12 protein-coding genes are annotated in these 12,133 nt (G+C 72.3%); 10 read left to right on the forward strand and 2 right to left on the reverse strand.

The features are described 5' to 3' along the window. Positions 1-4: 4 nt before the first annotated feature. Entirely contained in the window at positions 5-745 is a 741-nt protein-coding gene (locus tag ABD331_RS57125) for a TetR/AcrR family transcriptional regulator (RefSeq protein ID WP_425566285.1), read from the forward strand. A 7-nt stretch (positions 746-752) separates the two neighbouring features. On the opposite strand, the gene ABD331_RS57130 is transcribed toward ABD331_RS57125, so the two are convergent. Further along, the gene (locus ABD331_RS57130) at positions 753-1,748 is read right to left on the reverse strand and encodes an aldo/keto reductase (RefSeq protein WP_344495365.1); all 996 of its coding nucleotides are present in this window, start codon (positions 1,746-1,748) and stop codon (positions 753-755) included. Positions 1,749-1,876: 128 nt separating this feature from the next. Between ABD331_RS57130 and ABD331_RS57135 the strand changes: the two genes are divergently transcribed. From ABD331_RS57135 to ABD331_RS57155, 5 genes are all read left to right on the forward strand, one after another. Beyond that, positions 1,877-2,758: a helix-turn-helix transcriptional regulator gene (locus tag ABD331_RS57135; protein WP_344495367.1), complete on the forward strand. Its 882-nt coding sequence runs from the start codon at positions 1,877-1,879 to the stop codon at positions 2,756-2,758. 126 nt (positions 2,759-2,884) lie between these two features. Next, positions 2,885-4,201 (forward strand): ferredoxin reductase family protein, encoded by a 1,317-nt coding sequence (locus ABD331_RS57140; RefSeq protein WP_344495369.1) that lies wholly within the window; start codon positions 2,885-2,887, stop codon positions 4,199-4,201. Between the two features lie 156 nt (positions 4,202-4,357). Further along, positions 4,358-6,187: a glycoside hydrolase family 15 protein gene (locus ABD331_RS57145; protein ID WP_344495371.1), complete on the forward strand. Its 1,830-nt coding sequence runs from the start codon at positions 4,358-4,360 to the stop codon at positions 6,185-6,187. Next, the gene (locus ABD331_RS57150) at positions 6,187-7,941 is read left to right on the forward strand and encodes an IlvD/Edd family dehydratase (RefSeq protein WP_344495373.1); all 1,755 of its coding nucleotides are present in this window, start codon (positions 6,187-6,189) and stop codon (positions 7,939-7,941) included. Before ABD331_RS57145 ends, ABD331_RS57150 begins: the two co-directional genes overlap by 1 nt. After that, a complete protein-coding gene (locus ABD331_RS57155; RefSeq protein ID WP_344495376.1) occupies positions 7,928-8,932 on the forward strand; it encodes a C-terminal binding protein in 1,005 nt (334 codons plus the stop codon). Before ABD331_RS57150 ends, ABD331_RS57155 begins: the two co-directional genes overlap by 14 nt. Before the next feature lie 36 nt (positions 8,933-8,968). On the opposite strand, the gene ABD331_RS57160 is transcribed toward ABD331_RS57155, so the two are convergent. Continuing rightward, positions 8,969-9,352 (reverse strand): PPOX class F420-dependent oxidoreductase, encoded by a 384-nt coding sequence (locus tag ABD331_RS57160; RefSeq protein WP_344495379.1) that lies wholly within the window; start codon positions 9,350-9,352, stop codon positions 8,969-8,971. Positions 9,353-9,441: 89 nt separating this feature from the next. Here ABD331_RS57160 and ABD331_RS57165 point away from each other — a divergent pair, with 89 nt between their 5' ends. The 4 genes from ABD331_RS57165 to ABD331_RS57180 all read left to right on the forward strand — a co-directional run. Next, positions 9,442-9,894 carry a winged helix-turn-helix transcriptional regulator gene (locus ABD331_RS57165; protein WP_344495381.1) on the forward strand — a complete coding sequence of 151 codons (453 nt, stop codon included), beginning with the start codon at positions 9,442-9,444 and terminating at the stop codon, positions 9,892-9,894. Positions 9,895-10,015: 121 nt separating this feature from the next. Beyond that, positions 10,016-10,906 carry a LysR family transcriptional regulator gene (locus ABD331_RS57170; RefSeq protein ID WP_344495383.1) on the forward strand — a complete coding sequence of 297 codons (891 nt, stop codon included), beginning with the start codon at positions 10,016-10,018 and terminating at the stop codon, positions 10,904-10,906. A gap of 117 nt (positions 10,907-11,023) precedes the next feature. Then, positions 11,024-11,404 carry a VOC family protein gene (locus tag ABD331_RS57175; RefSeq protein ID WP_344495385.1) on the forward strand — a complete coding sequence of 127 codons (381 nt, stop codon included), beginning with the start codon at positions 11,024-11,026 and terminating at the stop codon, positions 11,402-11,404. A 108-nt stretch (positions 11,405-11,512) separates the two neighbouring features. Next, positions 11,513-12,133, forward strand: a 621-nt coding sequence (locus tag ABD331_RS57180) for a serine hydrolase (protein WP_344495387.1), incomplete at its 3' end; no start/stop codon positions are given.

Consider the following 12,133-nt stretch of genomic DNA (forward strand, 5'->3'; position numbering starts at 1 on the left):
GGTGATGATGACCGGCAGGACCGCGCGTGCCGAACGCGTCGAAGTGACCCGAGACCACATCCTGACGGCGGCCGAGCGGCTGTTCGCCGAGCACGGCGTCTTCTCCGTGTCCAACCGGCAGATCAGCGAGGCCGCGGGGCAGGGCAACACCGCCGCGGTCGGCTACCACTTCGGTACCAAGACCCACCTGGTCCAGGCCATCGTGCGCAAGCACAGCGAGTCGATCGAACGGCACCGCGCCGAGATGCTGGCCGCCGTCGAGGGCTCCGGCGACGTCCGCGACTGGGTGTCCTGCATGGTGCGGCCCGTCACCGAGCACCTCGCCCGGCTCGGCTCCCCCACCTGGTACGCCCGCTTCCTCGCGCAGGTGGGCACCGACCCCGCGCTCAACGCGATCACCGCCGAGGAGAGCCGCGCCTCACCGTCGCTGCAACGCAACATCGAGGGGTTCAACCGCTGCCTGCCCGCGCTGCCGCCCGCCGTGCGCACCGAGCGGGGCGAGATGATGCGCCAGCTCGTCCTGCACGCCTGCGCCGTGCGCGAACGGGCGCTCGCGGAGGGCGCTCCCACGCCGCGGGAGAGCTGGCAGGGCACCGCGACCGGGCTGATCGACGCCCTGGTCGGGCTGTGGCTCGCCCCCGTCACAAGCGACGAGACGACCGGCTGCCCCGAGCCAGGAAACCCAGACAAGACCGGCCACCCCGAGCTCGGAAAGCCCGGGGTGGCCGGTCAGCAGGTGTCCTGATGGCGCGTCAGTTGCCCACGCCCAGGTCGGCCATGAACACGGCCGGGTAGCGGTCACCGCGCGCCGCCCCCGACGGCACCGCCTTCTCGATCTCGGCGAGGTCGTCCGCTGTCAGAACCAGGTCGAGCGCGGGCAGCGCCTCCGCCAGCCGCTCGCGGGTGCGGGCGCCCACCAGCGGCACGATGTGCTCCCCCTGCGCGGCCACCCAGGCGATGGCGAGCTGGGCGACGGTGCAGCCCTTCGCCTCCGCGACCCGGCGCAGCGCGTCCACGAGGGCGAGGTTGTGCTCCACGTTCCCGCTGGAGAAGCGGGGGCTGAGGCCGCGCAGGTCGCCGGGGCCCGCGGTGTGACCGGGGGTCCAGTGCCCGGAGATCAGGCCGCGGCCGAGGATGCCGTAGGCGGTCAGGCCGATGCCGAGCTCCTTGAGGGTGGGCAGGACGTCCGCCTCCACCGCCCGCGAGAGCAGCGAGTACTCGATCTGCAGGTCGGCGATGGGGTGCACGGCGTGCGCCCGGCGGATCGTCTCCGCGTCGACCTCGGAGAGCCCGATGTGCCGGACGTGCCCGGCCTCCACCATCTCCTTGATCGCGCCCACCGTCTCCTCGATCGGCACCGACCGGTCCAGCCGGGCGGGCCGGTAGATGTCGAGGTGGTCGGTGCCCAGCCTGGTCAGCGAGTAGGCCAGGAAGTTCTTCACCGCTTCCGGACGGCCGTCCTGCCCGCCGAACTCGCCGCCGGGCCCCCGGAGCTGGCCGAACTTGACGCTGAGCTGGTAGCTGTCGCGGTCCCGGCCGCGCAGCGCCTCGGCCAGCAGCAGCTCGTTGTGGCCCATGGCGTAGAAGTCGCCGGTGTCGATCAGCGTGACGCCGGCGTCCAGAGCCGCGTGCACGGTGGCGATGCTCTCCGCGCGGTCGCTCTCGCCGTACCCGCCCGACATGCCCATCGCGCCCAGCCCGAGCGCGGAGACGGCCGGTCCTGTGCTGCCCAGGATTCGTGTCCGCATGATGTCCTCCCCTGTCCGATATCGTCCCCTCACTCTGAACCGCAGGTCAGGGCGGGCGTAAGCGGAGCGTTCATCATGGGAGAGCCGCTCCCTGGCTCGGCTCGCCGGTCGCGCGGCAGTATGAGGGCATGGAACGTGAGCAGCTCGCCGACTTCCTGCGCCGCCGCCGCGAGGCGATCCGCCCGGCGGAGGTGGGGCTGACCGGCAGCCCGCGCCGCCGTACCAGCGGCCTGCGCAGGGAGGAGGTGGCGATGCTCGCCGGCATGTCGGTCGACTACGTCGTACGCCTGGAGCAGGGCCGCAGCAGCCAGCCGTCCACGCAGTTGCTGGGCGCGCTGGCGCGGGCGCTGCGCCTGTCCGACGACGAGCGCGACCACCTCTTCCACCTGGCCGGTCACCGTCCGCCGCCCGCCGACGGGGTGGCCCGGCTGGCCCGCGCCGGCCTGATCCGCATGCTCGACCTGCTCGGCGACACGCCGGCCGTGGTGCTGTCCGACCTGGGCGAGGTGCTGGCCCAGAACCGGGTGGCGCTGCTGCTGATGAGCGACCTCGCCCAGTTCGCCGGCGAGCGGCGCTACATCGCCTACCGGTGGTTCACCGACCCCGCCGCCCGCGCCGTCCACCCGCCGGAGGAGCAGGAGCATCAGGCCCGCCAGATCGTCGCCGACCTGCGCGCGGTCGCCGGCCGCCGGGCCGGTGACCCGGTCGTCACCGAGCTCGTCGAGCGGCTGGAGGCCGAGAGCGCCGACTTCCGGCGGCTGTGGGCGGAGCACGAGGTGGCGGTGCGCCGCGCCAACCGCAAGACGCTGCTGCATCCGCGGGTGGGGCGGCTGGTGATGAACTGCGAGACCCTGTTCACGCCCGACCAGGGGCAGCAACTGCTGGTGTTCACGCCGGCGGACGACGAAACGCGCGAGCGGCTGGAGCTGCTGCGGGTGCTCGGGATCGAGGAGTTCCCCACAGGGGTGGCCGCCGCGGGGAGCCGGGAGGAGCCGGGCGAGCGCGACTGACGCGGCGGTCTGCCGGGAGTACGCCCTTTGTGGCGCCTTTACGCCCTGCGGAGCGTCCCCGATTCGAGCGCCGGGTAGGGCCCTGGCCATACGGGTCGTGCCGGGCAAAAGGGGGAATCGGCTGCGATGTCGCTGGCTGTCCGAGGCGTCTTCTGGACGGGGACCTACGTGGTCGTCTCCGTGGCCCCGCTGGTGTTCGCCCTGCTCGGCGACAGCCCGCCCGGACGCGGCTTCGTCGTGGACTTCTCGGTGGCCCTGGGCTTCGTCGGATTGTCGATGATGGGGCTGCAGTTCGCGCTGGTGGCCCGGTTCCAGACGGCCAGCGCGCCGTTCGGCGAGGACGCGGTGGTGCAGTTCCACCGGCAGATCAGCTACGTCGCGACCCTGTTCGTCCTGGCCCACCCGGTGCTGCTGCTGGTGCGGGACCTCGACCTGATCGCGCTGTTCAACCCGGTGACGGCGCCCTGGCGGGCCCGCTTCGCGGTCGTGTCGACCCTCTGCCTGCTGGCCGTCATGGCCACCTCCAGGTGGCGGCGGCGCTTCCGCCTGCGGTACGAGGTGTGGCAGGGCCTGCACGCGGCGCTGTCCGTCGTGGCCGTGCTGTTCGCCCTCGTACACGTCGAGCTGGTCAACTACTACGTGGACACGCTGTGGAAGCAGGTGCTGTGGGCGGTGATGACGGCCGCCTTCCTCAGCCTGATCGGCTGGGTGCGCCTGGTCCGCCCGCTGCGCAGGCTGCGGCAGCCGTGGGAGGTCGCGGAGGTCACCGCGGAGCGGGGCGACACCACCACGCTCACGCTGCGGCCGGTCGGGCACGACGGGTTCGGCTTCGAGCCCGGCCAGTTCGGCTGGATCAGCGTGGAACGTTCCCCGTTCGCCCTCACCCAGCATCCCTTCTCCTTCTCCTCCAGCGCGGAGTCCGACGGCGGGGTGCAGCTCAGCATCAAGGCGCTCGGCGACTTCACCCGTGGCGTGGCGGGCCTGCGTCCCGGCACCCGCGCCTACCTGGACGGCCCGCACGGCGTCTTCACCCCTGACAGGAACGAGGGCCCCGGCTTCGTCCTGATCGCCGGCGGGGTCGGCATCGGGCCGCTGATGAGCATGCTGCGCACCTTCGCCGACCGCGACGACCGGCGGCCCTGCCTGCTGATCTACGCCAGCCGCACGCTCGACGACGCCACGTTCCTGGAGGAGATCGGGCAGCTTCAGGGGCGGCTCGACCTCACCACGGTGCTCGTCCCTGAGGTCCCTCCGGAGGGCTGGACGCAGGAGAGCGGCCGGATCGACCAGGCCCTGATCCGCAGGCACCTGCCGCCGCGCTTCGAGCGGATGCAGTACTTCGTCTGCGGGCCGCCGCCCATGCTCGACGCCGTGGAGGCCACCCTGGCCGAGCTGGGCGTGCCGGCGGAGCGCGTCCACACCGAGCGCTTCGTCTTCGTCTGACGAGCTGATCGAAGCTTCTCGGAACTGATCGGAGGTAGGCCGATGCGCCACATCTACACCACGCGGGCCGTCGTCCTCATCGGCGTCCTGCTCGCCGTCGCCTCAGCGGCCTTCGCTGTCGTGAAGAACGCCTGACCGCCGTAGGAGGAACCCGGCATGCTCGATCCCGATCCACCGTTCCGCCCGGTCCGCAGGCACGGCGGCTACCTGCCGCTGGAGGATCACGGGCTGATCGGTGACGGCGCCACGGCGGCCCTGGTGGGCCTCGACGGCTCGATCCCGTGGTTGTGCCTGCCGCGTTTCGACAGCGATCCGCTGCTGTGCGGGCTGCTGGACCACGCGCGGGGCGGGCACTTCACGGTGACGATCGAGGATCTGGCCGAGGCCCGCCACTACTACGAGCCCGACACGGCGGTGCTGGTCACCGAGCTGCGCGGCCCGTCCGGCGTGGTGCGGATCACCGACGCGCTGGCCCTGCGGGCCGGCGCGGACCTCGGCGACGACGCGGGCGCGGGCCGGTGCGAGCTGGTGCGTCGCGCGGTGGTGCTGGACGGGACGGTCCGTCTGCGCGCGGAGCTGTCGCCGCGTGGCGGCGGGCAGGGCAGGGTCAGGGCCAGCGGTCTGGAGGTGCGGGCGTCCCGGCGGCCGGACCTGCGGCTGCATCTGCGGGCCGGCCGTCCGCTGGACGGCCTGGAGACCGTGCACGAGCTGGGGCAGGGTGACCGTCTCGACCTGGTGTTGTCCTGGGGACGCATCCACCGCCACCACCGGTTCGACCCCGAGGCGATGCTGCGGGACACCGCCGGGGCGTGGCGCCGCTGGATGCGGCACTGCGGGTACGACGGCCCGCAGGAGCCGCTGGTCCGGCGCTCCGCGATCACGTTGAAGCTGTGCGACGACTGGGTCAACGGCTCGCTGGTCGCCGCCCCCACCTCGTCGCTGCCCGCGCCGATCGGCGGCGTCCGCAACTGGGACTACCGCTACGCCTGGATCAGGGACGCCGCCTACGCCGTGTTCGCGCTGCGCCGCATCGGCTTCGGCGGTGAGGCCGACGCCTTCCTCGGCTGGGTGCTCGACGCGTTCGAGAACAGCCGCGTGCCGCGCATCATGTACACGCTGCACGGCGAGGCCGTGCCCGAGGAGGTGCGGGACGCCGAGCTGGAGGGTTACCGGGGCTCGGCTCCGGTGCGGTGGGGCAACGGCGCGGCCGGCCAGCGCCAGCACGACGTCTACGGCGAGGTGCTCGACTGCGCCGCGCAGTGGCTGCGCTCGGGCGGCGAGATCCAGCCGCCGCTGTGGGCCGGCCTGGCGGAGCTGGCGGACAGCGCCGCGACCGCGTGGCGGCAGCCCGACCAGGGCATCTGGGAGGTGCGCAGCGAGGGCCGCGTCTTCACCTACTCGACCGGGATGTGCCAGGTGGCGCTGGAGCGGGCCGCCACGATCGGCGAGCGGCTCGGCCTGCCGGGGCCGGTCGCGCGCTGGCGCGCCACCGCCGACGAGCTGCGCCGGCTCATCCTGGAGCAGTCCTGGAACGAGGACGCCCAGTGCCTGAGCGAGCACCTCGACGGTGACGGCGACCTGGACGCCAGCCTGCTCGCGCTCCCGCTGCGGCAGGTCGTCCCCGCCGATCATCCGCGGATGGTGGCCACCACGAAGGCCGTCGCCGAGCGGCTGTCCGCCGGGGACGGGCTGCTCTACCGCTACCTGCACGACCGCTCCCCTGACGGGCTGCCCGGCGACGAGGGGGCGTTCCTGCTGTGCAGCTTCTGGCTGGTCGACAACCTCGCCTTGCAGGGACAGGTGGAGCAGGCGGAGGCGCTGTACGAGTCGTTGTGCGCCCGGGCCAGCCCGCTCGGGCTGCTCCCCGAGCAGATCGATCCGGCGACGGGGGCGTTCATGGGCAACTTCCCGCAGGCGTTCAGCCACATCGGGGTGATCGCCAGCGGCGTCACCCTGGCGCGGGCGCGCCGCGATCGGAGCAACTGATGGCACCGGCGGAGCTGCGCAGCCAGGCGTGGTGGGACAACGCGGGCAACCCGGAGATGACGGCCCTGTATCTCGAACGGTTCCTCAACTTCGGGCTGACCCCGGCCGAGCTGAGGTCCGGGCGGCCGATCATCGGCATCGCCCAGACGGGCAGCGACCTCGTCCCCTGCAACCGCCACCACCTCGCCCTCGCCGACCGGGTCAGGGACGGGATCCGCGACAACGGCGGCATCCCGCTGGAGTTCCCCGTCCATCCGCTGCAGGAGACCGGCAAGCGCCCGACCGCCGCGCTGGACCGCAACCTCGCCTACCTGGGGCTGGTCGAGGTGCTCCACGGCTATCCGCTCGACGGGGTCGTCCTGACGACGGGCTGCGACAAGACCACGCCCGCGTGCCTGATGGCGGCGGCCACGGTGAACCTGCCGGCGATCGTGCTGTCCGGCGGGCCCATGGTGAACGGCTACCACCAGGGGCAGCGGATGGCCGCGTCCGGCTCGGGGCTGGTCATCTGGCAGTCGAAGCGGCTGCTGGCCACCGGGGAGATCGACTACGACGAGTTCATGGCGCGCGTGTGCGCGTCCGCTCCCAGCGTCGGCCACTGCAACACGATGGGCACCGCGCTGTCGATGAACAGCGTGGCCGAGGCTTTGGGCATGTCGCTGCCCGGCTGCGCGGCGATCCCCGCCCCGTACCGGCGGCGGGCGCAGATCGCGTACGAGACCGGGCGGCGGGCGGTGGACCTGGTGCGTGAGGACCTCACCCCGCGCGAGGTCATGACGATGCGGGCCTTCGAGAACGCGATCGTCGTGGCCTCCGCCATCGCCGCGTCCACCAACGTGCCCGTGCACGTCAACGCGATCGCCCGGCACGCCGGGGTGCCGCTGACCATCCAGGACTGGCAACGCGTCGGGGCCGACGTCCCGGTGCTGACGAACGTCGCCCCAGCGGGCGAGTTCCTGGGCGAGGACTTCTACCGCGCCGGCGGCGTCCCCGCTCTCATGCGGTCGCTGCTGGACGCGGGCCGCCTGCACGGCGACGCCGTCACCGTCTCCGGCCGGACCGTGGCCGGGAACCTGGCCGACGCCCCGCCCGCCGACCCGGCGGTCATCCGCCCCTACGCCGAGCCGCTCGCCGCGCGGGGCGGGCTCCTCGTCATGACGGGCAACCTGTTCGACTCCGCGGTCATGAAGACCTCGGTGCTCACCGACGACTTCCCCGCGGTGTCCGACTACCGCGCCGTCGTCTTCGAGGGGCCCGAGGACTACCACGCCCGCATCAACGATCCCGGGCTGGGCGTGGACGAGGGCTGCATCCTCGTCATCCGCTACACCGGGCCGATCGGCTACCCGGGCTCCGCCGAGGTCGTCAACATGGAGGTGCCCGCCGCGCTGCTCAGGATGGGCGTCACCACGCTGCCCACGCTCGGCGACGGCCGCCAGAGCGGCACGTCGGACGCGCCGTCCATACTCAACGCCAGCCCCGAAGCCGCCGTCGGCGGCAACCTCGCCATCCTGCGCACCGGCGACCGCATCCGCGTGGACATCGGTCAGGCGCGGGTGGACGTCCTGCTGACGGACGAGGAGATCGCCGCGCGGTGGGCCACGTACACGCCGCCCGCCCTGGAGAACCAGACGCCGTGGCAGGAGATCTACCGCGCCACGGTCGGGCAGCTCGACAGCGGGGGCTGCCTGGAGCTCGCCCTGTCCTACCAGGACCTCGCACACACCAAGGGGATACCCCGTGACTCGCACTGACCCGAGAGGCACCATCATGATCGCCGACTCCGACTTCGGCGACGTGGACATCGAGCGCGCGATCGTCGAGGGCGCCGGGTTCGAGCTGCTCGCCGCGCAGTGCAAGAGCGAGGACGAGGTGATCGAGCGGGGCAGGGACGCCGACGGCGTGCTGACCCAGTACGCCAGGGTCGGGTCCCGCGCCATCGACGCCTTCACCCGCTGCCGGGTGATCGCCCGCTACGGCACGGGCGTGGACATCGTGGACGTGGACGCCGCCACCCGGCACGGCATCCAGGTCACCAACGCGCCGAACGAGTGGTGCGCCGAGGAGGTCGCCGACCACGCCGTCGCCCTCTGGCTCGCCGCCGCCCGCAGGATCTGCGTCTACGACCGGGCGACCCGGCAGGGCGAGTGGCGGTGGCAGAGCGGGCAGCCGATCTGGCGGCTGCGGGGGCGGGTGTTCGGGCTGCTGTCCTTCGGCGCCATCGCCCAGCTCATCGCCGGACGCGCGCAGGCGTTCGGCGTCGAGGTGTGGGCGCACGACCCGTTCGTGGACGAGGCCGAGCTGCGGACGCGGCAGGTGCGGCCGGTCTCCTTCGACGAGCTCGTGGAGGGCGCCGACTACCTGGTGATCCAGGCGCCGCTCACCCCCGAGACGCACCACACCTTCGACCGGGCGACGCTGCGCAGGATGAAGCCGACGGCCGTCCTGGTCAACACCGCCCGGGGGCCGATCGTCGAGGACGCGGCGCTGCACGAGGCGCTCACGCAGGGGTGGATCGCCGGCGCGGCGCTGGACGACCTGGAGGAGGAGCCCGCCAAGCAGCGCGGCTGGCGGCCCGTCAACCCGCTCCTCGCGCTGCCGAACGTGATCGTCACCCCGCACGCCGCCTACTACTCCGAGCAGGCCGTCGAGACGGTGCGGCGGGTCGCCGCCGAGGAGGCCGTGCGGGTGCTGACCGGGCAGGGCGCCCGGTATCCGGTCAACGACGTGCCGAGGGCCGGCTGAGCCCGTTCCGTAGCGCCGCCACCCGCGCCGAGGCGGTCACTGCGTGCCGACGATCTGCCGCTCGGGCTCGACGAGGGCGACGACGCGCGCCACGTCCCGCGTGTAGGGCCCGCCGATGTACTTGGCGGCGATCCGGTCGATGATCTCCCAGGCCGCGTCGCCTTCGAGCCATTCGACGACCCGCCCCCGGACGATGACGGGCTCGAACGGGTTGTCGGCCGTCGTCAGTGAGAGCGCCACGCGCGGGTCGCGGCGCAGGTTGCGGGCCTTGCGGGAGTCGGGGCCCGTGAGGAAGACGACGTGGTCGCCGTGGGTGCCGATCCAGAGCGGGACGGTGTGGGGCGAGCCGTCGGGCAGGACGGTGGCGAGGTGGGCCAGGGAGTTGCCGTCGAGTGCGCTGCGGACGTCGTCGTTGAGCATGTCTTCTCCTACGCGGGGTTCCTTCAAGAGACTCCATGACCGTAACACCCGGAGTTCCTTCAGGGAACCCCAATGGCTAGACTGATCGCATGCAACGCACGAACTTCGCGGAGATGGCCTGCTCCATCGCCCGCACCCTCGACGTGATCGGCGAGCCCTGGTCGCCGCTGATCCTGCGTGACGTGTGGGCCGAGCTGAACCGCTTCGACCAGCTCCAGGCCGATCTCGGGATCTCCCGCAAGGTGCTGACCGAGCGGCTCAACCACCTGGTCGGGCAGGGCGTGCTGGAGCGGCACCCCTACGACAACCGGCCGCGATACGAGTACCGGCTGACGGTGAAGGGCGCCGAGCTGGTGGATCTGCTCATGGTGATGGCGGGGTGGGGAGACCGGTGGCTGGCGGGCGAGGCGGGGCCGCCGGTGCTCTACCGGCATCACGCGTGCGGCGAGATCAGCCACGTCGAGCTGCGCTGCGCCGGCTGCGGCGAGCCGATGCGCGCCGGCGACGTCGAGCTGCTGCCAGGCCCGGGAGCGGCTGCCTGACGCGCGCACAGGCGCTGGACGCGAGCGCGACTCGCGTCCCAGCCGTCGCGCGGCCGGGAGGCGGTGTCGGGCATGTCATACTTACGCACCGAATGAACGGTCTCCCTGGCAGGAGGTGTCTGTGGAGCTGCGCGACATCGAGATCTTCCTGACCCTCGCCGAGGAGCTGCACTTCGGCCGCGCCGCCGAGCGGCTGCACGTCTCCGTGGCCGCCGTCAGCAAGGCGCTCAAGAAGCAGGAACGGGCCGTCGGCGTCGAGCTGTTCGCCCGCGACAGCCGCAACGTCCGCCTCACCCCGGTGGGCGAGCAGCTCCGCGACGACCTGCGCCAGGTGCACCAGGGGCTGACGCAGAGCCTGGAGCGGGCCCGGCTGGCGGCCCGGGGCAAGAGCGGCACCCTGCGGGTCAGCCTGTTCCCCGTCAACGTCCAGGAGCAGCGCCGCTACTGGGAGACCTTCCGCTCCCTGTACCCGCAGTGGGAGCTGCGGCTGCGCGTGTCGGCCTACTCCGACCCGTTCGCCCAGTTGCGGAACGGAGAGGTGGACGTGCTGGTCACCTGGCCGCCCGTGGACGAGCCCGACCTGACCGTGGGACCCCTGCTCTTCGCCGAGCCCAGGGTGCTGGCCGTCGCCGCCGACAACGCGCTGGCCAAGTGGTCCACGGCCTCCCTGGAGGCGGTCAGCGACTTCCAGCACATCGACGTCGAGGGGGTGCCCGGTGAATGGCTGGATCGCTACGTGCCCAGGCTCACGCCGAAGGGCCGGTCGATCGAACGTGTCACCGTCGTGCACACCTTCGAGGACATCCTCATGCACACGGCCATCGGCGAAACGGTCTCGCTCTTCCCTGCCCACGTGTCCCGCTACTCGCCGCGCCCTGACATCGTGTACCTGCCGGTCACGGACATGGCGCCGCTGCCGTACGGGCTGGTGTGGCATACCGAGGCGGAGAACGACATGATCCGCGCGCTCGCCCGCGTGGTGCGGGACCTGGGACCGTCAACCACAGGTTGACGACCGTTGCGATAGTCGCCGTTGATCCACGGTGTCGCCCGCCACGATGCTTGACCCGTCGGAAAATCACGCCTTTTGCGAGGTAGATGGGTTCATGTCTTTTTCTGGTGTGGCGGTGTGAACATCGTCTCTTCCGCGATCTCCCTGACCGTCGTAGACCCGGCCGTCTCCAGCGGGTTCTTCACCAGCCACCTCGGCTTCCGCGAGATCCTGGCCGGCGAGGGCTTCACCGTGCTGGGCCGTGACGACGGGGCCGTCGATCTGATCCTGGTCCGGCTCGACCCCGAGCGGTGGCAGCCGGGGCAGGGCCTGGCGGACGCCACCGTCGTCTTCTCGATCACCGGCCTGGCCGCCGAGTACGAGCGGCTGCGCGCCGAAGGCGCCCCCATCACCGTCCCGCTGCGGCGGGAGCCGTGGGGCGAGCTGGTGACGCGGCTCGCCGACCCCAACGGGGTGACGGTCCAGCTCACCGAGTGGATCTCCCCGATCACGAGCTGACACGGCGACCGCCGGCCGGAGCACGCCGTGTCAGGAGCACGACGGCCCGGTATCAGCGCGATCCGTTGCAATGAACAACACCAACCAGCTTCCAAGGAGCACGCAGCCATGTCCGTCACCCTTTCCGAGCAGGACCAGCACACCCTGCGGACCGCCGCCTGGGGCGCGGTCTCGCTGATGACCGCCGCCGGCGCGGCCGGCTCGCCGCACAAGGCCGCCACCGAGGGCTCGATCGCCCTGACCTCCGCGACCGGCCTGGTCGGGCATGTGCTCGCCAAGGCGCCGAAGGGGCTCTCCGCCAAGAGCACCGCCGCGCTCGCCGACGAGGTGCTGCCCGCGCTGACCGCCTCGGTGAGCCTGCTCAAGGAGCAGGCGCCGGCCGAGGCAGGCAACTTCCGCCGCACCGTCCTGGTCGCCGTCGAAGCCGCCACCCAGGGCAGGCCCAGCCCCACCATGACCGAGATGGCCCGCAAGATCACTGAAGCGCTCGACGCCGGGCAGGACCGCTCCGGGCTGCGCAAGGTCATGCAGGAGATGGTCGACGCCGGCTTCGTCGGCGTGGCGCTGCGCGTGCGCGACGAGCAGGGCGAGTGGGCCGGCAGCGCCGGCCTCGCCGAGCTGGGCGGCACCGCCGAGCCGCCGGTGGACGGGCACGTCAGGATCGGCAGCAACACCAAGACCTTCACCGCCACCGTGGTCCTGGCCCTGGTCGCCGAGGGCAGGATCGCC

It is taken from the genome of Nonomuraea monospora (assembly GCF_039531895.1).
Lineage (GTDB): Bacteria > Actinomycetota > Actinomycetes > Streptosporangiales > Streptosporangiaceae > Nonomuraea > Nonomuraea monospora.

Coding starts and splice junctions, on each gene's coding strand:
- ABD331_RS57125 (WP_425566285.1), top strand. CDS start 5: ATGATGACCGGCAGGACCGCGCGTGCCGAACGCGTCGAAGTGACCCGA.
- ABD331_RS57130 (WP_344495365.1), bottom strand. CDS start 1,748: ATGCGGACACGAATCCTGGGCAGCACAGGACCGGCCGTCTCCGCGCTC.
- ABD331_RS57135 (WP_344495367.1), top strand. CDS start 1,877: ATGGAACGTGAGCAGCTCGCCGACTTCCTGCGCCGCCGCCGCGAGGCG.
- ABD331_RS57140 (WP_344495369.1), top strand. CDS start 2,885: ATGTCGCTGGCTGTCCGAGGCGTCTTCTGGACGGGGACCTACGTGGTC.
- ABD331_RS57145 (WP_344495371.1), top strand. CDS start 4,358: ATGCTCGATCCCGATCCACCGTTCCGCCCGGTCCGCAGGCACGGCGGC.
- ABD331_RS57150 (WP_344495373.1), top strand. CDS start 6,187: ATGGCACCGGCGGAGCTGCGCAGCCAGGCGTGGTGGGACAACGCGGGC.
- ABD331_RS57160 (WP_344495379.1), bottom strand. CDS start 9,352: ATGCTCAACGACGACGTCCGCAGCGCACTCGACGGCAACTCCCTGGCC.
- ABD331_RS57165 (WP_344495381.1), top strand. CDS start 9,442: ATGCAACGCACGAACTTCGCGGAGATGGCCTGCTCCATCGCCCGCACC.